The organism is Modestobacter marinus, assembly GCF_011758655.1.
Taxonomy (GTDB): domain Bacteria; phylum Actinomycetota; class Actinomycetes; order Mycobacteriales; family Geodermatophilaceae; genus Modestobacter; species Modestobacter marinus.
In genome coordinates this window covers 297,911-322,062 of the sequence record NZ_JAAMPA010000003.1, presented here as the reverse complement: position 1 = coordinate 322,062, position 24,152 = coordinate 297,911, and the positions used below count along the sequence as shown (strand labels likewise).

The following is a 24,152-nucleotide window of genomic DNA, read 5'->3' as shown; positions in this document are numbered from 1 at the left end:
GCTCCCTCGCCCTCTCGGCCCCCTCGCCCTCTCGGCCCCCTTGCAGGGGCCCGCTGCGAGCCTGCGAGCAGTGGGGGGCAAGGGGGTCCTTTGTCAGGCGCTGCCGAACCGACGCTGCCGGGAGGCGTACTCCTCGCAGGCCTGCCACAGGTGCCGGCGGTCGAAGTCCGGCCACAGGGTGTCCAGGAAGACGAGCTCGGCGTAGGCGGCCTGCCACAGCAGGAAGTTGCTGGTCCGGTTCTCCCCGGAGCTGCGCACGAACAGGTCGACGTCGGGCATGTCCGGCTCGTCGAGGAACCGGGCGACGGTCTCCTCGGTGACCTTGTCCGGCTTGATCCGGCCGGCGGCGACCTCGCGGGCGATCGCGGCGGCGGCGTCGGCGATCTCGGCCCGGCCGCCGTAGTTCACGCACATGGTGAGGGTCAGGACGTCGTTGTCCTGGGTGAGCTCCTCGGCGACCTCGAGCTCCTTGATGACGGAGCGCCACAGCTTGGGACGGCGCCCGGCCCAGCGCACCCGCACGCCGAGCTCGTGCATCTCGTCGCGGCGACGGCGGATCACGTCGCGGTTGAAGCCCATCAGGAAGCGGACCTCCTCGGGGCTGCGCCGCCAGTTCTCGGTGGAGAACGCGTAGGCGCTGATCGCCCCGATGCCCAGCTCGATCGCGCCCTCGACGCAGTCGAACAGCGAGGACTCGCCCGCCTCGTGCCCGGCGGTGCGCGGCAGCCCCTGCTGCTTCGCCCAGCGGCCGTTGCCGTCCATCACGATCGCCACGTGGTGCGGCACCTTGTCGGCCGGGATGTCCGGCGGGGTGGCGCCCGAGGGGTGCGGGTTCGGCGCCTTCACCTCGCGCCTCACCACGTCACCGGTCCGCTCCCGACCTGCCCCATCGCCCGAAGCCCTCCGCTCACGTCCGGTCCACCAGCGGAAGGGAGCGCAGGCCGCGCTCCAGGTGCCACTGCAGCAGGGCCGCGACCAGGCCGCTGCCCTCCCGCCGGTTGGTGCCGAGGCTGGCCTCGGCCCGCCCCCAGTCGCCGGACAAGAGCGCCTCCAGCAGTTCGATGGTGACCGGGCTGGGCATCGCCGAGCCGGTGGGCCGGCAGGACGGGCAGACGGTGCCCCCGGCCGGGACGGAGAAGTGCCGGTGCGGGCCGGCCTCGCCGCAGCGGGCGCAGTCGCCCAGCGCCGGCTCCCAGCCGGCCACCGACATGGCCCGGAGCAGGAACGCGTCGAGCACCAGCGGGGCCGGCTTGACCCCCTCGGCCAGGGTGCGCAGCGCCCCGACGACCAGCAGGAACATCCGCAGCGACGGCTCCTTCTCCTCCACCGTCAGCCGGTCGGCCGTCTCCAGCACGGCGGTGCCGGCGGTGTAGGCGCGGTAGTCGCCGACGATCTCGGTGCCGTAGGGCCGGATCGACTCGGCCTGGCTGACGATGTCGAGGTTGCGGCCGGTGTAGAGCTGCAGGTCGACGTGGCTGAACGGCTCCAGCCGGGCACCGAACTTGCTCTTGGTGCGCCGCACGCCCTTGGCCACCGCGCGCACCTTGCCGGTGCGCCGGGTCAGCACGGTGACGATCCGGTCGGCCTCACCCAGCTTCTGGGTGCGCAGCACGATGCCCTCGTCCCGGTAGAGCGACTGCGGGGTCGTGCTCATCGGTCCAGCACCCGCCGCCTCAGTAACCGAGCCGGTTGAGCTTCTTCGGGTCGTCCTGCCACTCGCCCAGCACGGTGACGTGCAGCGCCAGGTGCACCCGGCCGCCGAGCAGCGTCTCCAGGCCGACCCGGGCCTCGCTGCCGATCGCCTTGATCGTCTGCCCGCCCTTGCCCAGCAGCATCGGCTTCTGGCTGGGGCGCTCGACGTGCAGCAGGGCGTGGATCTCGGTGAAGACCGCGTCGGGGTCGCGGGGGTCGGGCTTGCGGTGCATCTCCTCCACGGTGACCGCGAGGGAGTGCGGCACTTCCTGGCGCACCTTCTCCAGGGCGGCCTCGCGCACCAGCTCGGCGATCTGCCGCTCGACGTCCTCGTCGGTGGTCTGCTCGTCGGGGTACATCTGCGGGCCCTCGGGGAGCAGGCCGATCAACAGGTCCTCCAGCAGGGTGACCTGGTCACCGGCCACCGCGCTGACCGGCACGATCTCGCGCGCGTCGACCAGCTTGCTGGCCGCCACGAGCTGCTCGGTGACGGCCTTCTTGCTCGCCGCGTCGGTCTTGGTCACCACCAGCACGATCGGCGTGGAGACCTCCCGGAGCTGCCGGGCGATGAACGCGTCGCCGGTGCCGACGGGCTGGTCGGCGGGGATGCAGAAGACGATGACGTCGACCTCGGACAGGGTGTCGCGGACGACGTCGTTGAGCCGCCGGCCGAGCAGGCTCTTGGGCTTGTGCAACCCCGGGGTGTCGACGAGCACGAGCTGGCCGGCCGGCCGGTGCACCACCCCGCGGATGGCGTGCCGGGTGGTCTGCGGCCGGTTGCTGACGATGCCGACCTTCTCGCCGACCAGGGCGTTCGTCAGCGTGGTCTTGCCCGCGTTGGGCCGGCCGACCAGGCAGGCGAAGCCGCTGCGGTACGGCGGCTGATCGGAGGAGGTCACGCCGTCCAGTCTCCCACTGCGCACCGACGGAACTGCCGCGGCCGGGGCGGGGGGCGCCCTGGGATCATGGCCGGCATGCCACCCCGGTCCCGACGCGACAACAGCGAGCCCCTCATCGTGCAGGCGGCCCGGGACCGTGAACGGCACATCGACCAGGTCACCAGCTACGGCTACTTCGCGCGTCGCGGGCCCAAGCGGCACGTCACGGTGACCCCGCGGCCGCTGCGGTACTGGCAGTACGACCCGGCCTCGCCGCTGGTGGTCACGCTGACCGTGGTCGCCGTCGCAGCCTGGCTGGGGTTCCTGGGCTCACGGGACGGCGGTGCCGCCGCCGCCGCGGAGGCGCCGATCGCCCTGGGCCTGGGCCTGCTGGTGGTGGTCGTGTCGACCGGCCGGTTCACCGTCTCCGACTTCGCGGTCTCCACCGAGATCGCCGGGCTGCGGCAGACGTCGTCCTTCGGCGTCGTCCCGCTGGTCCTGGTCCGCGAGGTGGTGCCGGGTGGGCCGCCGGCCGACTGGCCGAAGGCCAAGCGGCGGGGCGGCTGGTGGCCGGGCCGCAGCCGGCTCAGCGTCCGGCACCTGGACCCCGACGGCGAGACCCCGAAGGCGTTCACCGTGTGGGTGCGTGACCCCGCCGCGGTGGCCGACGCCCTGGGCCGCCCGCTCCACTGACCTGCCCCTTCCGGGGCACCGCCCGGTGCGAGGAGGGGGTCCGCCCTCAGTCGTCCCCGAGACCGGGGGCGAGCAGTCGTGCCCGGGTCGCCCGCCGGACGGCGTCCAGCCGGGACGTCGAACCGAGCTTGGCGTTGATGTTGCTCAGGTGCCGCTTCACCGTGCCCTCGCTGATCCGCAGCTCGGCGGCGATGGCGGCGTTGGAGCGCGCCTTGCCGACGAGGCCGAGCACCTCCACCTCGCGTTCGGACAGCGTCGGCCCGCTCGACGTGGTCAGCCCCGCCAGCCCACCGCGGGACACCGAGAGGGTGATCAGGTCCTGGTCACGGTCGGTGGCGGCCCGGATCGCCGCGACCAGCTCGTGGTGCCCGATCGTCTTGATCAGGTAGGCGGAGGCGCCGCGGAGCAGCAGCTGGCGGGCCAGCGGGGTGTTCTCGTGCATGGTCAGGACGATGATGCGGGTCGACGGCGAGGCGCTGCGGATCTCGACCAGGGAGGTCAGCACCGACTGGCCGGGCATCTCGACGTCCAGCAGCACCACGTCGGGCCGGTGCGTGCGGGCCAGCCGCACCGCCTCCTCCCCGTCCGCCCCCTCCGCGACCACCTCGATGCCCTCGTGCACGGCCAGCAGCGCACCCAGGCTCTCGCGGAACAACCGGTGGTCGTCGACCAGGACCAGCCGGAGCCGGCGCTCGGCGCCGGTCACGCCGTCGCCCGGGGCAGCGGCACGGTCAGCACGACGCGGACGCCGCCCGGCCCGGCGTCCAGCGCGACCCCGCCACCGAGGCCCTCGGCGCGCTCCCGGATCGAGGCGAGGCCGACGCTGCGGGTGACGTCGACCGCCGCGGGGTCGAAGCCGGCGCCGTCGTCGACCACGGTGGCCTGCAGCTGCGCGTCGGCGACCCGGACCACGACGTCGAGCCGGGTCGCCCGCCGGCCGTGCAGGAACGAGTTGCGGATCGCCTCGCGCACGATGAGGTAGCTCTCCTCCTTGACGTGGTCGGGCAGCAGCGCTCCCTCCTCGCCGTCCTCGGTGAGCGTCACCTCCAGGCCGACCGGGGCGGTGAAGTCCAGGTACTCCTGCAGCGCCTGGACCAGCGAGCGGTCCCCGACCACGTCACGCAGCCGGGTCGCCAGGCCACGCACGTCGTTGAGGGTCTCCAGCAGCAGCTGCCGGGTGGTGCGCAGCCGGTCGACGTCCAGCGGCTGGCCGGTGGCGTGCAGGTGCAGGGCCAGGTCGATGCCCTGCATCGCCGCGCCGATCCCGTGGCTGGTGTGGTCGTGCAGGTCGCGGGCGACCCGGCGGCGCTCGTCCCGGTTGGCGTCGCTGATCCGGGCGAGCAGGACGTCGACGTAGGTGACCGACGCGGGGATGACCAGCTCGTCGATCACCTGGTGCAGGACGAGCGCGACCTGCTCGGCCGCGGAACGGCCGCCGGGGAACGTGTCGTCCCGGTGGTGTGCGACGAGCGCGGGCAGGGCCCGCTGGAACAGCAGGCTGGCCGCCCGCAGGGACTCCACCGGGTGCAGGCCGCTCCGGGCCCGGGCCGCGCCGACGTCGGGCTGGCCGGTCGGGGCCGCGGCCGGGGGCAGCCCACGGACCCGGGCGTGGGTGACCCGCAGGACGGCGAGGCCGCGGCTCCGCAGCTGGGCGACCCGGCCCGGGTCGGCCGCCAGCCGGGGGGCCGCCGCGGTCGCATCGGCCAGGAACGTGTCGACGACGGCGGCGTCCACCTCGTCGTCGGTGAGCTGCGCGGCCCCTCCCGGGACGGTCACAGCAGCACGCCGGGGACGACGAGCGGATCCGCCCGGTGCTGGGTGACCATGGGGGCACCGTAGGGCCACCGCCGGGCCGGTCGCCGGCCGCCCTCCGGCGTCAGCCCCGTACCCCCCGGGAGCAGGGCCGAACTGTCACCCGGTCAGCTGGTGCTGCGGAGCACCCCGTCGGGGCCGGCGAGCAGCACCGGTGCCGCGCCCGTCAGGTCGTGGACGGCGGCCAGCCCGGCCTCCTCGACGGCCTCGGCGGCGCTGACGACGGCGGCGGCCTCGAGCCCGTCGACCCCGCTGGAGACCGCGGCGGCGACGGCGGCCTGCAGCGCGGACAGCTGCAGCGAGGGCAGCGTCACGGTGGCCGCGAGGTAGGTGCGCCCGTCCGTGTCGCGCACCGCGGCCCCCTCGGCCGCACCGGTCCGGCTCCGGGCGGAGCGGGCCAGCGTGATCAGCTTGGCGTCCTCGGGGTCCAGCTCAGCCACGTGCTCAGTTCTCCGTCCGCCGGTCCGGCCCTTCCGCGGGGGCCCGCCGCGAGGGTGCGAGCGGTGGGGCGGGAGGGTCCTCCGTCAGCTTTCCACGGCCGCCGGTTCGGGTTCGCGGGCGGGCTCGTCGTCCGTCTCCTCGGTGCTCGGTTCGGACACCCGGCAGACCAGGATCGTGTCGATCTGGTTGCGCCGCCCGCCGGTGCTCTCGGCGACCAGCTGCAGGCCGCCGACCTCGGCGGCCGAGCCCTCGATCGGGACCATGCCGATCTCCCGGGCCAGCAGGCCGCCGACGGTCTCGACCCCGTCGTCGTCGGGGAGCTCGACGCGGAACAGGTCGGCGAGGTCCTCCACCGGCAGCCGGGCGGTGATCCGCACCGAGCCGTCCGCCAGCTCCTCGATCGGCGGGCGCTGGACGGTGTCGTGCTCGTCGTCGATCTCGCCGACGATCTCCTCGAGGATGTCCTCGATGGTGACCAGGCCGGCGAAGCCGCCGTACTCGTCGACGACCACGGCCATGTGGGCCCGGGAGGCCTGCATCTCCCGGAGCAGCTCGTCCACCGGCTTGGACTCCGGCACGAAGGTGGCCGGGCGCAGCAGGTCCTCGACCTTCGGCTCGCTGGCCCGGGAGTCCGAGGAGCCCTGGGTGCGGCGCACCAGGTCCTTGAGGAAGACCACGCCGATGATGTCGTCGACGTTCTCGCCGATGACCGGCAGCCGGCTGAAGCCGCTGCGCAGGCACAGTGCCAGCGCCTGCCGCAGGGTCTTGCCGCGCTCGATCCAGACCACGTCCGGCCGGGGCACCATGACCTCGCGGGCGATGGTGTCGCCGAGCTCGAAGACGCCGTGGATCATGTTGCGCTCGCCGGACTCGACGACGCCGCGCTCCTCGGCCATGTCGACCAGTTCGCGGAGCTCGACCTCGCTGCTGAACGGGCCGTCGCGGTAGCCCTTGCCGGGGGTGATCGCGTTGCCGATGAGGATCAGCAGCGTGGCGATCGGGCCGAGCAGCCGGCCCAGCAGCCGGATCAGCGAGGCCGCGGACAGCGCGATCGGGTAGGCGTGCTGCCGGCCCAGCGTCCGGGGGCCGACCCCGATGAGCACGTAGCTGACCACGGTCATCACGGCGATGGCGGTCAGCACGCCCAGCGCGACGCCGTCGAACAACCCGTCGAGGATGACCGCGACGATGACGGTCGCGGCGGTCTCGCAGACGATCCGCAGCAGCAGCAGCAACGCCACGTGCCGGGCCCGGTCCTCCATGACCTGCGCCAGCGGGCCCGCCCGCTTCGCGCCGTCCCGCCGCAGCTCCTCCACCGCGGCCTTGGACAGCCGCTGCAACGCGGCGTCCAGGGCGGCGAAGACGCCGGCGACGAGGACCAGGACGACGGCGATCCCCAGCAGGACGATCGCGGTCGTGCTCATCGGGTCCCCGGCTCCGTGGGCTCGCCGGTCACCGGCTCCCGCGGGGTGGCCCGCCAGCCCTCGAGGAGCTTGGACTGCAGGCCGAACATCTCCTTCTCCTCGTCGGGCTCCATGTGGTCGTAGCCCAGCAGGTGGAGCACGCCGTGGGTGGCCAGCAGGAGCAGCTCGTCGGCCGTCGAGTGACCGGCGGCGCGGGCCTGCCGGACGGCGACGGTCGGGCACAGCACGACGTCACCGAGCAGCGCCGGACCGGGGTCCGGGTCGTCGGGACGGGCGGTGTCCAGCTCGTCCATCGGGAAGGCCAGCACGTCGGTGGGGCCCTTCTCCCCCATCCACCGCTCGTGCAGGCTGGCCATGTAGTCGACGTCGACGCACAGCACCGACAGCTCGGCGAGCGGGCTGACCTCCATGGCGTCGAGCACGTAGCGGCAGACGCCGGCCAGCGCCCCTTCGTCGACGGGGACCTCGGACTCGTTCGCGACCTCGACGGGCACGCTCAGCTCCCCTGCTGCCGGGTCTGCGGACGGCCGTGCCGGGCCGGACGGGAGCCGGCCGCCGGTGCCGGGGCCTGCCGGGTGGCGTCCCAGCGCTCGTAGGCGTCGACGATGTCGCCGACCAGCCGGTGCCGGACGACGTCGGAGCTGGTCAGCGTGGAGAAGTGGACGTCCTCGATGCCGTCGAGGATCTCCCGCACGATCCGCAGGCCGCTCTGCGCGCCCCCGGGCAGGTCGACCTGGGTGACGTCACCGGTGACGACCATCTTCGAGCCGAACCCGAGCCGGGTGAGGAACATCTTCATCTGCTCGGCGGTGGTGTTCTGCGCCTCGTCGAGGATGACGAACGCGTCGTTGAGCGTGCGGCCGCGCATGTAGGCCAGCGGCGCGACCTCGATGGTCCCGGCCTGCATCAGCCGCGGGATGGACTCCGGGTCGACCATGTCGTGCAGCGCGTCGTACAGCGGCCGCAGGTAGGGGTCGATCTTCTCCGACAGCGAGCCCGGCAGGTAGCCCAGCCGCTCGCCGGCCTCCACCGCGGGGCGGGTCAGGATGATCCGGTTGACCTGCTTGGTGGTCAGTGCCTGCACGGCCTTGGCCATCGCCAGGTAGGTCTTGCCGGTGCCGGCCGGGCCGATGCCGAAGATCACGCTGTGGTGGTCGATGGCGTCGACGTACCGCTTCTGGTTCAGCGTCTTCGGCCGGATGGTGCGGCCGCGGCGGCTGATGATGTCGAGGCTGAGCACGTCCGCGGGGCGCTCGGAGCCACCCGCGCGCAGCATGCCGACGACGCGGCGGACCGAGTCCGGGCGCAGCGCCTGGCCGGTCGCGAGCAGCGCGATCAGCTCGTCGAAGACCCGCACGGCGAAGGCGTTGTCGGCCGGCTGGCCGGTGATCGCGATCTCGTTGCCGCGGACGTGCACGTCCGCGGTCAGCTCGGTCTCGACCAGGCGGAGGAGCTCGTCCCCGGAGCCCAGCAGGGCCACCATGGAGACGCTGTCGGGGACGGTGATGGAGGTGCGGACCTCGGCCGGTACGGCCTGGTCCGGGACGCCGGCTCCCGCGGCACGCGCGGAGAGCTCACGGGAGGACGCGATGGTCTCCGGTACGGCGTCTGGTGAGGTGTCGGGCAAGAACGCTCGACCCTGCCTTCCTGCGACGGGGTTGTGACCCGGCCCAGCGTACCCGCGTGGAGCACCCGGGAACCCGGCTCCGCGCCCGCCGGGGATCAGCGGCCGCGGTGGGTGGCCCTCCCCGGGCCGTCGGTGAGGAAGGAGGCCACGGCTCCGCGCAGGTCCTCGGTGCCGAACAGCAGCCCGGACACGGCCGGCACGACGTCGTCCGCCGCGCGGACGCCGTGCCGCGCCGCCGTGGCGACCAGCCGCTTGGTCGCCGCGTGCGCGACGGTGGGGCCGGCCGCCACCCGGCGGGCGTACTCGCGGGCGGCCTCGGCGAAGCCGTCGTCGGGCAGGACCCGGTTGACCACGTTCCACCGCTCCAGGACGGCGGCCGGGTAGCGCTCACCGGTGAACACGAGCTCCCGGGCCCGCGCCGGACCCGCCCGCTCGGCCAGCCGCTGCGGCCCGCCCATCGACGGGGTGAGCCCGACGACGATCTCCACCAGCCCGAAGGACGCGCTCTCCGCGGCGAGCAGCACGTCGCAGGCCAGCGAGATCTCGAACGCCGCCGTCAGGGTCAGCCCGTGCGCGGCGAAGACGGTGGGCACCGGGAGGTCCTCCAGTGTCTGCACCGTGCGCAGCAGCCGGGCCCACAGCGCCCCACCGCGGGCGACGGCGTCCGGGCCCTCGGCGATCTCGGCGAACAGGTGCACGTCGACCCCGGCGGAGACCACCCGGCCGTGCGCCTCGACCAGCACCGCGCGGGCCCGGTCGGGCCGCGCCGGGTCGGTGAGCTCGACCAGTTCGCCGGTCACCCGCTCCCAGGCGTCGAACACCGCCTGGTCGAACAGGTTGAGCGGGGGGTTGTGCAGGACGACGACGGCGACGTCGCCGTCCCGCTCGAGCCGGACGGGCGCAGTGGTCTCGGACACATGCCCACTCTGGCAGCCCGGAGCGACCTCAGCCGGGCGGCCAGCCCAGGCCGCGGCCGCCGAGCACGTGCAGGTGCACGTGGTGGACGGTCTGCCCGGCCTGCGGACCGGTGTTGGCCACGACGCGGTAACCGGGTTCGGCCGCCTCCGCCGTCACCAGGCCCTCCTGGACGGCGACGGCGTGCGCGGCGGCGACCAGCTCGGCGGTGAGCGCGGGGTCGGCGCCGGCCAGCGCACCGAGGGTGGCGTGGTGCTCCTTCGGGACCACCAGCACGTGCGTGGGCGCCTGCGGGTTGATGTCGCGGAAGGCGAGCGTGCGGTCGGTCTCCCGGACGACGTCCGGCGGGATCTCCCCGGCCACCATCCGGCAGAACAGGCAGTCGCTCGTCGGCTCGCTCACCCGGCCGACCTTAGGCGCACGACGGGAAGCGGAACCAGGAAGTACGTCCGGTGGGGCACAACCGGATCGCTCGGCTGCAGTCCGTGGCCCACCTGCCGACCACGTCACCGGGACGTCGAAGACACGGCGCACCGCGACCGTGGAGGAACCATGCGCATCGTCCCGTCCCGCCGCACCGTCCCCGACCCCGGCGCCGAGCTCGCCGAGGCCCGGTCCGACGTCACGGCGGTGACGCGGGTGCTCGCCGCCCTGGACCGTGCGTCGACCACCGCGGACGTCGCCCGGGCGGCCCTGGACACCGTGCGCGACTGCTTCGGCTGGGCCTACGGCTCCTACTGGCAGATCGCGCCCGAGGACGGCGCGCTGCACTTCGCCGTGGAGTCCGGCGACGCCGGGCAGGAGTTCCGCCAGGTCACCCTGACGGCGTCCTTCGCCGACGGCGTGGGGCTGTCCGGGCGGGCGTGGCGGGCCCGGGACCTGGTCTTCGTCGCCGACCTGGGCGAGCTCACCGACTGCGTCCGGGCGCCGGCCGCGCAGCGGGCGGGGGTGCGCAGCGGCATCTGCTTCCCGATCGTCCGGGACGGCGCCGTCGTCGGCACCATGGACTTCTTCACCACCGCGACGCTGTGCCCGACCCCGGAACGGCTGGACGTGCTCCGGGCGGTCGGGAAGCTGGTCTCGCAGGCCTTCTCCCGGGTCGCCGAGGGCGAGGCGCAGAAGCGGGCCGCCGGCGACGTCGCGGCGATCAACGGCCTGCTCCGCGGGCTCGCCCGGGCGCGCACGCAGGAGGAGACGCTGTCCATCGCGCTGGACACGATCCGGCGGGAGTTCGACTGGCACTACGGCTCGTACTGGGCGCTGGACTCCTCGACGAACGACCTGCGGTTCGCCCAGGAGTCCGGCGACCTGGGCCCGGAGTTCCGGCGGATCACGCTGGAGGCCGGCTTCGCCAGGGGCGTGGGTGTCGCCGGCCGGACCTGGGCGGCCGGCGAGCTGGTGTTCGTCGAGGACCTCGGCCAGGTGCACGACTGCGTCCGCGCCCCGGCTGCGCGCAACGCCGGCGTCCGTTCCGGGGTCTGCCTGCCGATCAGCGTCGGCGGCCGGATCGTCGGCACGATGGACTTCTTCGCCAAGCGCACGCTGGTCCTCGCCGACAGCCGGCGGGACGCGCTGCGCAACACCGCCTTCCTGATCTCCCAGACCCTGGAGCGGCTGGCCGCCACCCAGCGCATCGCCGACGCCGGCCGGGAGATGGTCGCCTCGATCGACGAGGTGGAGCGCAACGTCGCCGAGGCCACGAAGGTCGCCGGGGACGGCCAGCGGGTCGCCGGCGAGGCCGCTGGGTTCGTGGCCGGCCTGGGCCGCTCCAGCGCGGAGATCGACAAGGTGGTGAAGGTGATCACCGGGATCGCCGAGCAGACCAACCTGCTGGCGCTCAACGCGACCATCGAGGCCGCGCGGGCCGGGGAGGCGGGCAAGGGGTTCGCCGTGGTCGCCGGTGAGGTCAAGGAGCTGGCGCGGGAGACCGCCCAGGCGACCGAGGACGTCAGCAGCCGGGTGGCGGCGATCCAGGGCGACGTGCAGGACGTGGTGGGCGCACTCGCCTCGATCCGGGACATCGTCGAGCGGATCAACGAGACCCAGCACCTCATCGGGGGCGTGCTCACCGAGCAGGCGGCGGTCACCCGCAGCATCGTCGAGATGTCCTGACCCCCGGCCCACCAAGATGGCCACTTTGGTGGTCGGCGCGGCCGGGCGGGACGGCGTGGGTGGCCACCAACATGGCCATTTCGGTGGTCGGCGCGGCCGGGTGGGAGGGCGTGGGCGACGATGAGGCCGTCCCCGTCGTCCGCACCTCCAGGAGGTCCCCCGTGTCCGCACCCCAGCCCCATCCGAGGACGTAGTGAGCACCCGTCGCGCCGTCCGGTCGGGTGGTCTCGCAGAACGTGCACTCAGCAGGCGCGGCTTCCTGGCCGGGAGCGCCGCCGCCCTCGCTGCCGGGCTCGCCGCCTGCAGCCGGGAGTCCCCCGTGTCGTCGTCCGGGGGCGCGGCCGCCTCGACGTCCGGGTCGCGTGGCTCCCTGACCATCGGCGCCATCCCGGACCAGGACCCCGAGGTCCTGCAGCGCCTCTACGGCACGCTGGCCGACTCGATGTCCGAGGCACTCGACCTCGACGTCGTCTACCAGCCGGTCACCGACTACGGCGCCGCCGTCTCCCTCTTCCGCACCGGCGACCTCGACCTCGTCTGGTTCGGCGGGCTCACCGGCGTGCAGGGCCGGCTGCAGACCCCCGGCGCCGAGCCGATCGCCCAGCGCGACATCGACGAGTCGTTCACCTCGGTCTTCGTCGTCAACCCCGCCACCGGGCTCACCCCGGCCGACGACCTGACCCCGCTGGCCGACCTGCGGTTCACCTACGGCAGCGAGACCTCGACGTCCGGCCGGCTCATGCCCGCGTACTTCCTGTCCGAGCAGAGCGTCGACCCGCAGGGCTTCCCCGGCGGCCCCGGGTTCTCCGGCTCGCACGACGCGACCATCTCGCTGGTCTCCTCCGGCAGCTACCAGGCCGGGGTGCTCAACGAGCAGGTGTGGAACGCGCGGGTCGAGGACGGGACGGTCGACCCCGCGGCGGTCGTGCAGTACGCCCGCACCCCGGCCTACCACGACTACCACTGGCTGCTCAGCCCGCAGGCGGTGGAGCGGCTCGGCGACGACCTGCCCGACCGGCTGCTCGAGTACCTCACCGGCCTGCCCGCCGGCGGTGAGGTGCTGGAGCTGTTCGGCGCCGGGTCCTTCATCCCGACCGAGGCCGCGAACTACACCCAGATCGAGGCGATCGGCCGCGACCTGGGGCTGATCAGCTGACCGCCGTCCTCCGGCTGGACGGCGTCGAGGTCCGCTACGGCACCACCCGCGCCCTGGCCGGCGTCGACCTCACCGTCGACGCCGGCCAGCGGGTGGCCCTCGTGGGGCCGTCGGGTGCGGGCAAGTCGACGCTGCTCGGGCTGGTCAACGGCTCGGTGCCGGCCACCGCCGGCTCGGTCCAGGTGCTCGGGGCGGACCCCACCGCGCTGCGCGGCCGGGCCCAGCGGCAGCTGCGCGCGCGGGTCGGCACCGTCCACCAGCACCTGGAGCTGGTGGGTCAGCTGCGGGTGGTGCACAACGTCAACGCCGGGCGGCTGTCGGATTGGCCGGCCTGGCGGGCGGCGTGGTCGCTGGTGCGCCCCCAGGGGGTGCCCGAGGTGCTCGCCGCGCTGGAGCGGGTCGGCCTGGCCGACCGGGTGTTCGAGCGCACCGAACGGCTCTCCGGCGGCCAGCGGCAACGGGTCGCACTCGCCCGGCTGCTCGTGCAGCAGCCGGAGCTGGTGCTCGCCGACGAGCCGGCGTCGGCGCTGGACCCGGTGCTGGCCGAGCGTGCCCTCGCCCTGCTCTCCAGGCTCGCCGCCGAGCGGGGTGGCGCGCTGATCGCCTCGCTGCACGACCCGGCGCTGGCGCTGCGGCACTGCACGCGGGTGGTCGGCCTGGTCGAGGGCCGGGTGGTGCTCGACGCGCCCGCGGCCGCGCTCACGGTCGGGGACCTGGCCGACTTCTACGGCGCCCCGCGGTGACCGCCGTCCTGGACCGGCCGGAGGCGCCCCCACGGCTGCGCCGGGTACGGACCCGGTGGGCGTGGGGGCTGGGGGCGCTCGCCGTCGTCGGCTGGTCGCTGGCCGGGGCCGGGGCGTTCGCCGGCGACGTCGTCAACCCGGCGGGTGCCGGGCAGTTCGGCCGGTTCGCCTCCGCCGCCCTCTTTCCCGCCCTGGACGGTGCGTTTCTGCGCGTGCTCGCCGACTCGGTGCTGGTCACCGTCGCCTACGCCGCCCTGGGGGCCGCGCTGGCGGTGCTGCTGGGCGCGGTCGGTGCGGTGGCGGTCGCCCGCACCACCTGGGGACGGCGCCGGCTGGGCTGGACGCTGTCCCGGGGCGTGCTCGCCGTCCCCCGGGGCCTGCACGAGGCGGTGTGGGGACTGCTGCTGGTCAACCTGCTGGGTCTGGACCCGTGGGTCGGGGTGCTCGCGATCGGCGTCCCCTACGGCGCGGTGACCGCCAAGGTCTTCGCCGACCTGCTCGACGAGGTGCCGCGCGGGAGCTACGAGGCGCTGCTGGCCGGCGGGGTGGGGCGGGTGCCGGCCGCGCTGTACGGGCTGCTGCCCCCGGCCTCGGGTGGGCTGCTGTCCTACTCCTTCTACCGGCTGGAGTGCGCGGTCCGCTCGGCCGTGGTGCTCGGGCTGATCGGCGCCGGCGGGCTGGGCTACCAGCTGCTGCTGTCGTTCAGCTCGCTGCGCTGGGAGCAGGTCTGGTCGTGCGTGTACGCGCTGGCGCTGCTGTGCCTGCTCGCCGACGTCGGCGGCCGCGCGGTGCGGCGCCGGGTGGCCGACCCGCGCTCCGCCGGGGACCAGCTGCGCCGGGACCCGGCGCTCACCGCCGCCGTCGTCGGCACGCTGGCCGCGGTCGTCTGGTCGTGGTGGTACCTGGCGATCTCCCCGGCCACGCTGGTCTCCGACCGCACCGGGGAACAGCTGCGCTACGTGCTGGCCGCCGCCTGGCCCCCGGACGTCGACGGGCCGCTGCTGTCCGCGGTCGCGACCGCCGCGGTCGACACGGTGCAGATGTCGGTGATCGCGATCGCCGTGGCCACGGCCGGGGCGGTGCTGCTGGCCGGGGTGGCCGCGCACCCGCCGCGGCGGGCACCGCTGCTGCGGCGGCTGGCCGGGAGCGCCGTCCGGGTGGCCCTGCTGCTGCTGCGGGCCGTGCCGCCGCCGGTGTGGGCGCTGGTGCTGCTGTTCGTGCTGCTGCCGGGGATCCTCCCCGGGGCGCTGGCGCTGGGCGTCTACACCCTCGGCGTGCTGGGGCGGCTGGCCGCGGAGGCCACCGAGGAGCTGGACCCGCGGCCCCGGGCGGCGCTGACCGCGCTGGGTGCCGGGCCGGTGGCGGGCTGGCTGTACGGGGTGCTGCCGGCGGCGACCGGGCCGGTGCTGGCGTTCGCGCTGTACCGCTGGGAGGTGGCGATCCGGGACACCGTGCTGGTCGGGCTGCTGGGGGCCGGCGGGCTCGGCGCGCTGCTGGCCAGCCAGGTGGCCGCCTTCGACTGGGGCGCGGTGACCACCGTGCTGGTGGCGCTCGTGCTGCTGACCGCCGCCGTCGACCTGGTCAGCGCCCGCGCCCGCTCGGCCCTGCGCTGAGGCCACCGCCGGCCGACTGAGCAGTCGAGGCCGCCGTCCCCGGCGTGTCCCGCCGTGTCGACGACCTCAACTGCGCACTCGGCGTGCCGTCAGGCCCAGCGGGTGCGGGCGGACAGCGCGGCGAGGGCGGCGGCGCCGGCGGTCGACGTCCGCAGGACCTCGGGCCCCAGCCGGACCGAGTGCGCGCCGGCCGCCCGGAAGGCGACCACCTCGCCGTCGGTCAGCCCGCCCTCGGGGCCGACGATCACCGCGACCGTGCCGGTGGACGGCACGTCGAGCTTCGCGAACGGCTGGCGGGCCTGCTCGTGCAGCACCAGGGCCAGGTCGACGTCGGCGAGCATCCCGCACACCTGCCGGGTGCTCATCGGCGCGGTCACCTCGGGCACCCGCGGCCGGCGGGCCTGCTTGGTCGCGGCCCGCGCGGCCGAGCGCCACTTGGCCAGGCCCTTGTCGACCCGGTCCTCCCGCCACCGGGTGACGCAGCGGGCCGCGGTCCACGGCACGATCCGGTCGACGCCCAGCTCGGTGGCCAGGTCGACGGCGAGCGGGCCCCGGTCACCCTTGGGCAGCGCCTGCACCAGCACGAACTCCGGCTGCGGCGCGGGCACCTCGTGCCGGGCGAGCACCTGCACCCGCAGCGCCGACCCCTCGGCGGCGAGCACGGAGCCCTCGACCAGCAGCCCCTTGCCGTCGCCCACCCGGACCCGCTCACCGGCCCCGAGCCGCAGCACGTCGACGGCGTGCCGGCCCTCGGCGCCGTCCACGGTCAGGACGTCGCCGCCGGGCACCTCGTCGAGCAGGAAGAGCGGGGCGCCGTCGGCCGCGAGTGCGTCCGGGGCCTCGCTCATCGGCCGTTGAAGGCGTCGCGCACCCGGGTGAACAGGCCGCCGTGGTTCGCGCTGTTGCCGTCGCTGAGGTCCTCGCCGCGGAGCCCGGCGAGCTCGCGCAGCAGCTCGGCCTGCCGGCCGTCGACCCGGGTGGGCGTCTGCACGTCCAGGTGCACGAGCAGGTTGCCCCGGCCGGTGCCGCGCAGCCGCGGGGCGCCGTGGGCGCGCAGGGTGAGCACGGTGCCGGACTGGGTGCCGGCCTTGATCGACAGGTCCTCGTTGCCGTCGAGGGTCTCCAGCTTCAGCGTGGTGCCCAGCGCGGCCGCGGTCATCGGCAGTGTGACCCGGCAGTGCAGGTCCTCGCCGTCGCGGGTGAAGACGTCGTGCGGGCGCTCGCGGACCTCGACGTAGAGGTCGCCGGCGGGGCCACCACCGGGGCCGACCTCGCCGTAGCCGGCGAGCCGGATCCGCATGCCGTCCTCGACGCCGGCCGGGACCTTGACGGGGATCGTGCGGCGGGAGCGCACCCGCCCGTCACCGGCGCACTTGGGGCACGGGTGCGGGATGACCTGGCCGGTGGCCTGGCAGGTGGGGCACGGGCGGCTGGCGATGACCTGACCGAGGAAGGAGCGCTGCACGCTCTGCACCTCGCCGCGGCCGTTGCAGGTGGAGCAGGTCTCCGGGTGGGTGCCCGGCGCGGTGCCGGCACCGGTGCAGGCGTCGCAGAGCACGGCGGTGTCGACGGTGACCTCGGTCGTGGTGCCGAAGACGGTCTCGTCGAGGTCCAGGTCGACCCGGATCAGCGCGTCCTCGCCCTCACGGGTGCGGCCACGCGGCCCGCGGGCGGCACCCCCGCCGAAGAAGGCGTCCATGATGTCGCCGAGCCCGCCGAAGCCGGCGGCGTTGCCGAACGGGCTCCCACCGCGACCGCCGTTGGTGTCGTAGGGGTCACCGCCCAGGTCGATGATCCGCCGCTTCTCCGGGTCGGTCAGCGCCTCGTAGGCCCGGCTGACCTCGCCGAACTTCTCCTTCGCGCCCGGGTCGGGGTTGACGTCGGGGTGGAGGTCGCGGGCCATCCGGCGGTAGGCGCGCTTGATCTCGGTGTCGCTGGCTCCCTGGGCAAGGCCCAGCACGCCGTAGTAGTCGGTTGCCATGAAGCGTTCTCAGTCCTCAGCTCTCGGCCAGCAGATGGCCGACGTAGCGGGCCACGGCTCGTACCGCGGCGATGTTCCCTGCGTAGTCCATCCGGGTGGGGCCGACGACACCCAGGCCACCGAGCGCCTGGTCGCCGGACCCGTACCCCACGGAGACGAACGACGCGGCGGTCAGCGCCTCGTGCTCGTTCTCCTCGCCGATGCTCACCGTCACCGTGCTGGGGCCCACCTCGGCCATCAACCGCAGGACGACCACCTGTTCTTCCAACGCCTCCAGCAACGGCCGGACGGTGCCGGGGAAGTCCAGCGCGCTGCCCTGCGCGAGGTTCGCCGTCCCGCCGATGACCAGCCGGTCCTCCGAGGGCTCGACCAGGGTCTCCAGCAGGGTGGCGCTGACCGCGGCGACCAGCGGGCGCAGGTGCGGGGCGGAGCTGTCGACCAGGTCGCCGACCTTGTCGCTGGCCTCGGCCAGCTTCGCGCCGGTGAACGCGGCGTTGAGCAGTGCACGCAGCTCGGCGACCGTGTCGGCCTCGGTGTCGACCGGCACCTCCACCACGCGCTGCTCGACCCGGCCGGTGTCGGTGATCAGCACCATCAGCAGCCGGGACGTCGACAGCGGCACGAGCTCCAGGTGCCGGACGGCGCTGCGCGCCAGCGTCGGGTACTGGACGACGGCCACCTGGCGGGTCAGCTGGGCCAGCAGCCGGACGCTGCGGCCGAGCACGTCGTGCAGGTCGACCGCGCCGTCGAGGAACTTCTCGATCGCCTTGCGCTCGGCGGCCGACAGCGGCTTGATCGCGCTGAGCCGGTCGACGAAGAAGCGGTAGCCCTTGTCGGTGGGCACCCGGCCGGCACTGGTGTGCGGCTGGGTGATGTAGCCCTCCTCCTCCAGCACCGCCATGTCGTTGCGGATCGTGGCCGGACTCACCCCGAGGTCGTACCGGGCGGCCAGCGCCTTGCTCCCCACCGGGTCGTTGGTGGAGACGTAGTCCTGGACGATCGCCCGCAGCACCCGCAGGCGCCGGTCGTCGTGCGCCACGGCTGACACCTCCCGTACCGGTTCGACGTGGTCGGCGGTGGCTGCCCAGGGCAGGTGCCTGGCACTCGCGCGGACCGAGTGCCAGCATACGACCGCGCTCCGCCGCCGTCCTCCGGCTCGTGGCGCGACCCTCCCGGATGGGAACGATCCCGGCACGCCGGGCGTCGGCGACCACCTCCGGACCCCACTAGGGTGGCTGTCGTCGACGACCCCACCGGGGGGCCGGGGAGCGGGAGGCTCAGCCCTGATCTTCAAGGCGGTGCGCGACGGACGCCCCTATCCCGACCACGGCTTCTCCACCCGCGACTGGGCGATGATCCCGCCCCGGCAGATCCGGATGGACACCCTCGTCACCACCAAGCGTGAGCTGGCCCTCGACACGCTGCTCGCCGACGACTCGACCTTCTTCGGCGACCTGTTCCCGCACGCGGTCCAGTGGCACGGGGAGACGTACCTGGAGGACGGCCTGCACCGGGCCCTGCGCGCCGCCCTGCAGCAGCGCAACGTCATCCACGTCCGGGTGCTCGACCTCGACTCGCTGATGCCCGCCGCCGACCAGGACACCACCGCCAGCGCGCGCTGACGGCCCCCTCGCCGGGGCCCGCCCCGAGCGGAGCGAGAGGTGGGGGGCGAGGGGGTCCTCCTAGAGCCAGCCCTTCTCCTCCGCCACCCGGGCCGCCTCCACCCGGGTCCGCGCCCCGGTCTTGCCGATCGCCGAGGACAGGTAGTTCCGCACCGTCCCCTCGCTCAGGTACAGCCGCCCGGCGATGTCGGCGACGGTCGCCCCGTCGGCCGCCGCCCGCAGCACGTCGGCCTCCCGGCCCGAGAGCGGTGTCGCGCCGATCGCCAGCGCCGCGGCAGCCAGGTCGCGGTCGATCACCCGCTCCCCGGCCATCACCGCCCGGATGCCGCGGGCCAGCTCGGCCACCGGTGAGTCCTTGACCAGGAAGCCGGCGGCGCCGACCTCCATCGCCCGGCGCAGGAACCCCGGCCGGCCGAAGGTGGTGAGGACGACGGCGCGCACCTCCGGCAGCTCGGCGGCCAGCTCCCGGGCCGCCTCGAGCCCGTCCTGCCCCGGCATCTCGATGTCCAGCAGCGCCACGTCGGGCCGGCACCCGCGCGCGGCCTCGAGCACCTCGTCGCCGCGACCCACCTCGGCGACCACCTCGATGTCCTCCTCCAGGTCCAGCAGCGCCCGCAGCGCACCCCGCACCAGCGCCTGGTCCTCGGCCAGCAGCACCCGGATCGTCATGCGGTCACCGACACGGGCAGCAGCGGCACCGTGGCCTGCAGCCGGTACCCACCGCCGTCCACCGGGCCCGCGACCAGGTCACCGCCCAGCGCGCCGACCCGCTCCCGCAGCCCGGCCAGCCCCGACCCCGGCGTCGTGCCCAGCACGGTGACCGGGTCGTGCGCGCCCCGGCCGTCGTCGGTCACCGTCAGCACCGCGCGCACCCCGTCCTCGGCCAGGTCGACCGTCACCGTGCCGGCCCGGCTGTGCCGCAGCACGTTCGTCGTCGCCTCGCGCACCACCCAGCCCAGTGCCGCGTCGACCGTGCCGGGCAGCGCGGGCACCCGGTCGGGCAGCCGGACGTCGATCCCGGCCCCGGTCAGCGCGGAGCGCGCCTCGGCGAGCGCCTGCGCGCAGGTGACCTGCCGGTAGCCGCTGACCGCGTCGCGCACCTCGGCCAGCGCCCGGCGGGCGGCCTCCTCGACGTCGGCCATCTCCGCCGCCGCGCGCGCCGGGTCGGCCTCGGCCAGCCGGCGGGCCAGCTCGCTCTTGAGCGCGATGAGGGACAGCGAGTGGCCGAGCAGGTCGTGCAGGTCGCGGGCGAAGCGCAACCGCTCCTCGGTGACCGCGTTGCGGGCCAGCTCCTCGCGGGCCTCCTGCAGCTCCCGGTTCACGGTGATCAGGTAACCGGTGCCCCGGATGCCGAACGCGGTGAGCAGGCAGAGCGGCGGCAGGAACAGCTGCCCGGAGACCTCGTCGGCGAGGATCACCGCGAGGCAGAGCAGCGCCGCGGCGATCACCGCCGGCCACACCCAGCGCCACGGCAGCGCGGCGGCGGCCGCGGCCGACACGTAGATCATCAGTCCGGCCCAACTGGCGCCGAACCCGACGACGAGGGCGACGGCCAGCGAGGTCATCACCACGAAGTCCGGCCGCAGCGCCCGGGGCCGGCCGAGCCGGCCGATCACCCGCAGGTAGACGACGGTGAAGGCGATCAACCCCAGCCAGCCGACCCAGCGGGCCGGTGCCGGGCGGTCGGTGGTCACCAGGTCGGCGATCGGGAAGTACTGGAACAGCAGCCACGGCACCGCCCAGATGGCCTGACCCCACCAGCTGGACCGGTTCACCGGACGGACCGTAGCGCCCCGCAGCCACGCCACAGCTCAGCCCGCCACCGCGTGCAGCGGGCGCCGCCGGGCGACGGCCAGCGCCGCGGCGGCGAACAGGACGCCGTACCCCGCGAGCACGAGCACCGGGGTGCCGGCGAACGTGCCCGCCGCGACGTCCCGGCCCAGCTCGGCGAACCAGTACGACGGCAGGGTGCGGGCCACCGTGGCCATGCCCGCCGGGAAGAGCTCGACCGGGAACCAGAGCCCACCCAGCGCGGCGAGCACCGTGCCCAGGATGCCGATGGCCGCCCCCGCGGCCTGGGCGTCCAGCGCCAGCCCCACCGCCACGCCGAGGGCGACGAACACCACCGCCCCGGCCCACAGTGACCCGACCAGCGCCAGCCAGGTGCCCAGGCCGAGGTCGACGCCGTTGACGAACCGGCCGACCAGGGCCACGACGACGAGGCTGGGCAGCACCAGCAGGGCACCGACCACGACGTCGACGGCGAACACCGAGCCGGTCGGCACCGGGGTCACCCGCAGCTGCCGCAGCCAGCCGGAGGAGCGGTCGAAGGCCATCCGGATCGTCGCGCCCAGCGCCGCACCGATCGCGCCGTAGGCCATCATCGAGACCAGCACCGAGCCGGCGACGTCCTGGTAGTCGGTCGCCCCTGCCTGCCCACCGATGACCTTGGTGAAGAAGACGGTGAACAACGCCGGCAGCAGCACGGTGAAGAAGAGGTACTGCCGGTTGCGCCCCACCCGGCGGAGCTGGAAGAACAGCAGATCGGTCATCGGAGCGCTCCGTTCGCGGTCGTCAGGTCGGAGGTGAGGTGCAGGAAGGCCTGTTCGAGGCTGGCGCCGCGCACCTCCAGGTCGGGCAGCCCGGTGCGGCTGGCCAGCAACGCGCGCAGGGTGGCCTCGGCGTCGGTGGTGTTGAGCTCCACCAGGTCGCCCTCCCCGCCGATCCCGGTCACGCCGGGCATCGCGGCCAGCCCGTCCCGCGGGCCGGGGCAGCGGAACCGGACGGTGCGCCCGGCGATGCGGGACTTGATCTTCGCCGCCGTCCCGTCGGCGAGGACCCGTCCGCCGGCCACCACCACGACCCGGTCGGCGACCGCGTCGGCCTCGTCCAGGTGGTGGGTGGCGAAGACGACGGTGTGCCCGCGGTCGGCCAGCCCGCGCATCGTCGTCCAGAAGGCCTGCCGGCCCTTGACGTCCATCGCGGAGGTCGGCTCGTCCAGCAGCAGCAACGGCGGTGCGCCGGCCAGGGCGAGGGCGAGCAGCACCCGCTGGCGCTGCCCGCCGGAGAGCGCGTCGACCCCCCGGTCGAGCAGCCCGGCGATGCCGGCGGTGGCGGCGAGGTCCGCCAGCGGCCAGGGGTCGGCGTAGCGGCGGCGCACCAGCGCGAGCACCTCACCGACGCGCGCCTCGCTGGGCAGCCCGCCGTGCTGCAGCATCGCGCCGACGCCGCCGGCCTGCAGCGCGGCGGCCGGCTCGCGGCCGAGCAGCCGGACCGTCCCGGCGGCCGGGCGGAAGAGGCCCAGCGCGGCGTTGACGACGGAGGACTTCCCGGCTCCGTTGGAGCCGAGCAGGGCGACGGTCTCACCGCGGTCGATGCGCAGGTCGAGCGCGTCGACGGCGAGCGTCTGGCCGTAGCGGACGGTCAGCCCCTCGATCGCGAGGGCGGGGGTCTCGGGCATGCCTCGAGCGTGGCCCTCCCCGGGGTCCCGGCGGGAGTGCGAGACGTCGTCCACACCTCCTGACAGATGTCAGACGGCCGCCCCCGGCCCGCCTACCCTCGCGATGTGGACGTGACCGAGGCTCCCCCGCTCGAGGACGCCGTGACCGCGGACCGTGCGCTCGAGGTGCTCGGTCGGGTGTTCGGCTACGACGCCTTCCGTGGACCGCAGCGCGAGGTGGTCGACCACGTCGTCGCCGGCGGTGACGCGCTGGTGCTGATGCCGACCGGCGGCGGGAAGTCGCTGTGCTACCAGGTGCCGGCGCTGCTGCGCGAGGGCGTCGGCGTCGTGGTCTCCCCGCTGATCGCGCTGATGCAGGACCAGGTTGACACGTTGCGCGCCCTGGGCGTGCGCGCCGGGTTCCTCAACTCCAGCCAGGACCGGGCCGAGCGCCGGGACGTCGAGGAGGCCTTCCTCGCCGGGGAGCTCGACCTGCTGTACGTGGCGCCGGAGTCACTGGGCGGCGGCGCCTCACCGACCGCGCGGTTGCTGGAACGCGGCCGGATCGCCCTGTTCGCCATCGACGAGGCACACTGCGTCGCGCAGTGGGGGCACGACTTCCGGCCCGACTACCTGGCCCTGTCGATGCTGCACGAGCGCTGGCCCGACGTCCCCCGGATCGCGCTGACGGCGACGGCCACGCCCGCCACCCACGCCGAGATCAGCACCCGGCTGCAGCTGGACGACGCGCTGCACGTGGTCGCCGGGTTCGACCGGCCGAACATCCAGTACCGGATCGCACCGAAGAACGAGCCCCGCAAGCAGCTGCTGGACCTGCTGCGCACCGAGCACCCCGGGGACGCCGGCATCGTCTACTGCCTGTCCCGCGCCTCGGTCGAGACGACCGCCGAGTTCCTGGTCCGCAACGGCGTCCCGGCCCTGCCGTACCACGCCGGGCTCGACGCCCGGACCCGCGCGGACCACCAGTCCCGGTTCCTGCGCGAGGACGGGCTGGTGATGGTCGCGACCATCGCGTTCGGCATGGGCATCGACAAGCCCGACGTCCGCTTCGTGGCCCACCTCGACCTGCCCAAGTCGGTCGAGGGCTACTACCAGGAGACCGGCCGCGCCGGCCGCGACGGGCTGCCCTCGACGGCCTGGCTCGCCTACGGCCTGGCCGACGTCGTCCAGCAGCGCAAGATGATCGAGGGCTCGGACGGCGACCTCGCGCACCGGCGCCTGCTCTCCGGCCAGCTCGACGCCATGCTGGCGCTCTGCGAGACGGTCGAGTGCCGGCGGGTGCGGTTGCTGGCCCACTTCGGCCAGGAGAGCGCGCCCTGCGGGAACTGCGACACCTGCCTGAGCCCCCCGGAGTCCTGGGACGCCACGATCCCGGCGCAGATGCTGCTGTCCACGGTGCTGCGGCTGCAGCGCGAGCGCGGGCAGTCCTTCGGCGCGGGGCAGTCCATCGACATCCTGCTGGGCAGGCGCACCGACAAGGTCGCCCAGCACGCGCACGACGAGCTCACCGTCTTCGGCATCGGCACCGACCTCTCCGAGGGGCAGTGGCGCGGCGTCGTCCGCCAGCTGCTGGCGCAGGGGCTGCTGGCGGTGCAGGGCGAGTACGGCACGCTGGCGCTCAACGAGGCGAGCGGGCCGGTGCTGCGCCGGGAGCGTGAGGTGCTGATGCGGCGCGAGCCCGAGCGCCCGGCCCGGGCCGCCCGCGCCCGGGGCGACCGGGCCACCGCACCCGAGCTGCCTGCCTCGGCCACCCCGGCGTTCGAGCGGCTGCGGGCCTGGCGGGCCGCCACCGCCAAGGAGCAGGGCGTGCCCGCCTACGTGGTCTTCCACGACGCGACGCTGCGGCAGATCGCCACCGAGGAACCCACCACCGTGGCCGCGCTGGGCACCGTCAGTGGGGTCGGCGCGGCCAAGCTGGAGCGCTACGGCGAGCAGTTGCTCGCCGCTCTCCACGGCTGACACCCGGTCTCCCGGCCCCGCTAC

At 74.6% G+C, this 24,152-nt stretch carries 25 protein-coding genes; 7 read left to right on the top strand and 18 right to left on the bottom strand.

Going from position 1 to position 24,152, the window contains the following annotated elements; translation table 11 throughout:
• Window positions 1-93 precede the first annotated feature (93 nt).
• Genes FB380_RS22500 through era form a run of 3 tightly spaced genes read right to left on the bottom strand, consistent with a single transcriptional unit; the run spans window position 94 to window position 2,591 of the window.
• Window positions 94-858 carry an isoprenyl transferase gene (locus FB380_RS22500; RefSeq protein WP_166757563.1) on the bottom strand — a complete coding sequence of 255 codons (765 nt, stop codon included), beginning with the start codon at window positions 856-858 and terminating at the stop codon, window positions 94-96.
• Window positions 859-907: 49 nt separating this feature from the next.
• Window positions 908-1,654: a DNA repair protein RecO gene (gene recO, locus FB380_RS22495; protein ID WP_166757562.1), complete on the bottom strand. Its 747-nt coding sequence runs from the start codon at window positions 1,652-1,654 to the stop codon at window positions 908-910.
• 19 nt (window positions 1,655-1,673) lie between these two features.
• Window positions 1,674-2,591 carry a GTPase Era gene (gene era, locus FB380_RS22490; RefSeq protein WP_166757561.1) on the bottom strand — a complete coding sequence of 306 codons (918 nt, stop codon included), beginning with the start codon at window positions 2,589-2,591 and terminating at the stop codon, window positions 1,674-1,676.
• A 75-nt stretch (window positions 2,592-2,666) separates the two neighbouring features.
• Between era and FB380_RS22485 the strand changes: the two genes are divergently transcribed.
• On the top strand, window positions 2,667-3,263 hold the full coding sequence (locus tag FB380_RS22485; protein WP_166757560.1) for a hypothetical protein: 597 nt from the start codon (window positions 2,667-2,669) through the stop codon (window positions 3,261-3,263).
• A gap of 46 nt (window positions 3,264-3,309) precedes the next feature.
• Here the strand turns inward: FB380_RS22485 and FB380_RS22480 are convergent, their stop codons facing one another.
• From FB380_RS22480 to FB380_RS22445, 8 genes are all read right to left on the bottom strand, one after another.
• Window positions 3,310-3,969: a response regulator transcription factor gene (locus FB380_RS22480; protein ID WP_166757559.1), complete on the bottom strand. Its 660-nt coding sequence runs from the start codon at window positions 3,967-3,969 to the stop codon at window positions 3,310-3,312.
• On the bottom strand, window positions 3,966-5,039 hold the full coding sequence (locus FB380_RS26130; RefSeq protein ID WP_166757558.1) for a sensor histidine kinase: 1,074 nt from the start codon (window positions 5,037-5,039) through the stop codon (window positions 3,966-3,968). The genes FB380_RS22480 and FB380_RS26130 overlap by 4 nt, the downstream gene beginning before the upstream one ends.
• Before the next feature lie 143 nt (window positions 5,040-5,182).
• Window positions 5,183-5,515 carry a cytidine deaminase gene (locus FB380_RS22470; protein ID WP_166757557.1) on the bottom strand — a complete coding sequence of 111 codons (333 nt, stop codon included), beginning with the start codon at window positions 5,513-5,515 and terminating at the stop codon, window positions 5,183-5,185.
• Window positions 5,516-5,599: 84 nt separating this feature from the next.
• Window positions 5,600-6,940 carry a hemolysin family protein gene (locus tag FB380_RS22465; RefSeq protein ID WP_166757556.1) on the bottom strand — a complete coding sequence of 447 codons (1,341 nt, stop codon included), beginning with the start codon at window positions 6,938-6,940 and terminating at the stop codon, window positions 5,600-5,602.
• On the bottom strand, window positions 6,937-7,434 hold the full coding sequence (gene ybeY, locus FB380_RS22460; protein WP_166757555.1) for an rRNA maturation RNase YbeY: 498 nt from the start codon (window positions 7,432-7,434) through the stop codon (window positions 6,937-6,939). The genes FB380_RS22465 and ybeY overlap by 4 nt, the downstream gene beginning before the upstream one ends.
• A 2-nt stretch (window positions 7,435-7,436) precedes the next feature.
• Entirely contained in the window at window positions 7,437-8,567 is a 1,131-nt protein-coding gene (locus tag FB380_RS22455) for a PhoH family protein (RefSeq protein WP_166757554.1), read from the bottom strand.
• Window positions 8,568-8,662: 95 nt separating this feature from the next.
• Window positions 8,663-9,484, bottom strand: coding sequence for an enoyl-CoA hydratase/isomerase family protein (locus FB380_RS22450; RefSeq protein WP_166757553.1), 822 nt, complete (start codon window positions 9,482-9,484; stop codon window positions 8,663-8,665).
• A 28-nt stretch (window positions 9,485-9,512) separates the two neighbouring features.
• A complete protein-coding gene (locus FB380_RS22445; protein WP_229682294.1) occupies window positions 9,513-9,884 on the bottom strand; it encodes a histidine triad nucleotide-binding protein in 372 nt (123 codons plus the stop codon).
• Between the two features lie 150 nt (window positions 9,885-10,034).
• Here FB380_RS22445 and FB380_RS25685 point away from each other — a divergent pair, with 150 nt between their 5' ends.
• The 4 genes from FB380_RS25685 to FB380_RS22425 all read left to right on the top strand — a co-directional run bounded on the left by FB380_RS25685 (window position 10,035) and on the right by FB380_RS22425 (window position 15,106).
• Window positions 10,035-11,594: a GAF domain-containing protein gene (locus FB380_RS25685; RefSeq protein WP_166757552.1), complete on the top strand. Its 1,560-nt coding sequence runs from the start codon at window positions 10,035-10,037 to the stop codon at window positions 11,592-11,594.
• A 193-nt stretch (window positions 11,595-11,787) separates the two neighbouring features.
• Entirely contained in the window at window positions 11,788-12,750 is a 963-nt protein-coding gene (locus tag FB380_RS22435) for a putative selenate ABC transporter substrate-binding protein (RefSeq protein ID WP_166757551.1), read from the top strand.
• Window positions 12,747-13,493, top strand: a complete 747-nt coding sequence (locus FB380_RS22430; protein ID WP_208384039.1) for a phosphonate ABC transporter ATP-binding protein — start codon at window positions 12,747-12,749, stop codon at window positions 13,491-13,493. The genes FB380_RS22435 and FB380_RS22430 overlap by 4 nt, the downstream gene beginning before the upstream one ends.
• On the top strand, window positions 13,490-15,106 hold the full coding sequence (locus FB380_RS22425) for a PhnE/PtxC family ABC transporter permease (RefSeq protein WP_166757550.1): 1,617 nt from the start codon (window positions 13,490-13,492) through the stop codon (window positions 15,104-15,106). Before FB380_RS22430 ends, FB380_RS22425 begins: the two co-directional genes overlap by 4 nt.
• Window positions 15,107-15,195: 89 nt before the next feature.
• Here FB380_RS22425 and FB380_RS22420 read toward each other — a convergent pair whose 3' ends face one another.
• The 3 genes from FB380_RS22420 to hrcA are packed head-to-tail and all read right to left on the bottom strand — an operon-like array spanning window position 15,196 to window position 18,126.
• Window positions 15,196-15,954: a 16S rRNA (uracil(1498)-N(3))-methyltransferase gene (locus FB380_RS22420; protein ID WP_166757549.1), complete on the bottom strand. Its 759-nt coding sequence runs from the start codon at window positions 15,952-15,954 to the stop codon at window positions 15,196-15,198.
• The gene (gene dnaJ / locus FB380_RS22415) at window positions 15,951-17,087 is read right to left on the bottom strand and encodes a molecular chaperone DnaJ (protein ID WP_166757548.1); all 1,137 of its coding nucleotides are present in this window, start codon (window positions 17,085-17,087) and stop codon (window positions 15,951-15,953) included. The genes FB380_RS22420 and dnaJ overlap by 4 nt, the downstream gene beginning before the upstream one ends.
• 16 nt (window positions 17,088-17,103) lie before the next feature.
• On the bottom strand, window positions 17,104-18,126 hold the full coding sequence (hrcA, locus tag FB380_RS22410; RefSeq protein ID WP_166757547.1) for a heat-inducible transcriptional repressor HrcA: 1,023 nt from the start codon (window positions 18,124-18,126) through the stop codon (window positions 17,104-17,106).
• Window positions 18,127-18,163: 37 nt separating this feature from the next.
• Between hrcA and FB380_RS26350 the strand changes: the two genes are divergently transcribed.
• On the top strand, window positions 18,164-18,709 hold the full coding sequence (locus tag FB380_RS26350; protein WP_425563407.1) for a type II toxin-antitoxin system VapB family antitoxin: 546 nt from the start codon (window positions 18,164-18,166) through the stop codon (window positions 18,707-18,709).
• Window positions 18,710-18,769: 60 nt separating this feature from the next.
• Here the strand turns inward: FB380_RS26350 and FB380_RS25680 are convergent, their stop codons facing one another.
• From FB380_RS25680 to FB380_RS22385, 4 genes are read right to left on the bottom strand one after another with little or no spacing between them, the layout of a single operon-like run.
• Window positions 18,770-19,378, bottom strand: coding sequence for a response regulator transcription factor (locus FB380_RS25680; protein WP_166757546.1), 609 nt, complete (start codon window positions 19,376-19,378; stop codon window positions 18,770-18,772).
• On the bottom strand, window positions 19,375-20,484 hold the full coding sequence (locus tag FB380_RS22395) for a sensor histidine kinase (protein ID WP_166757545.1): 1,110 nt from the start codon (window positions 20,482-20,484) through the stop codon (window positions 19,375-19,377). Before FB380_RS22395 ends, FB380_RS25680 begins: the two co-directional genes overlap by 4 nt.
• A gap of 36 nt (window positions 20,485-20,520) precedes the next feature.
• Window positions 20,521-21,261: an ABC transporter permease gene (locus FB380_RS22390; protein ID WP_166757544.1), complete on the bottom strand. Its 741-nt coding sequence runs from the start codon at window positions 21,259-21,261 to the stop codon at window positions 20,521-20,523.
• On the bottom strand, window positions 21,258-22,169 hold the full coding sequence (locus FB380_RS22385) for an ATP-binding cassette domain-containing protein (RefSeq protein WP_166757543.1): 912 nt from the start codon (window positions 22,167-22,169) through the stop codon (window positions 21,258-21,260). Before FB380_RS22385 ends, FB380_RS22390 begins: the two co-directional genes overlap by 4 nt.
• A 105-nt stretch (window positions 22,170-22,274) precedes the next feature.
• Here FB380_RS22385 and recQ point away from each other — a divergent pair, with 105 nt between their 5' ends.
• Complete coding sequence (gene recQ, locus FB380_RS22380; RefSeq protein ID WP_229682298.1) at window positions 22,275-24,128, top strand: DNA helicase RecQ; 1,854 nt, start codon at window positions 22,275-22,277, stop codon at window positions 24,126-24,128.
• Window positions 24,129-24,152 lie beyond the last annotated feature (24 nt).

What these genes read in the sequence shown, in the direction of transcription:
- recO (WP_166757562.1), bottom strand. Translation starts at nt 1,654, where the DNA reads ATGAGCACGACCCCGCAGTCGCTCTACCGGGACGAGGGCATCGTGCTG.
- FB380_RS22485 (WP_166757560.1), top strand. Translation starts at nt 2,667, where the DNA reads ATGCCACCCCGGTCCCGACGCGACAACAGCGAGCCCCTCATCGTGCAG.
- FB380_RS22465 (WP_166757556.1), bottom strand. Translation starts at nt 6,940, where the DNA reads ATGAGCACGACCGCGATCGTCCTGCTGGGGATCGCCGTCGTCCTGGTC.
- FB380_RS25685 (WP_166757552.1), top strand. Translation starts at nt 10,035, where the DNA reads ATGCGCATCGTCCCGTCCCGCCGCACCGTCCCCGACCCCGGCGCCGAG.
- FB380_RS22420 (WP_166757549.1), bottom strand. Translation starts at nt 15,954, where the DNA reads ATGAGCGAGGCCCCGGACGCACTCGCGGCCGACGGCGCCCCGCTCTTC.
- dnaJ (WP_166757548.1), bottom strand. Translation starts at nt 17,087, where the DNA reads ATGGCAACCGACTACTACGGCGTGCTGGGCCTTGCCCAGGGAGCCAGC.
- FB380_RS25680 (WP_166757546.1), bottom strand. Translation starts at nt 19,378, where the DNA reads ATGACGATCCGGGTGCTGCTGGCCGAGGACCAGGCGCTGGTGCGGGGT.
- FB380_RS22390 (WP_166757544.1), bottom strand. Translation starts at nt 21,261, where the DNA reads ATGACCGATCTGCTGTTCTTCCAGCTCCGCCGGGTGGGGCGCAACCGG.
- FB380_RS22385 (WP_166757543.1), bottom strand. Translation starts at nt 22,169, where the DNA reads ATGCCCGAGACCCCCGCCCTCGCGATCGAGGGGCTGACCGTCCGCTAC.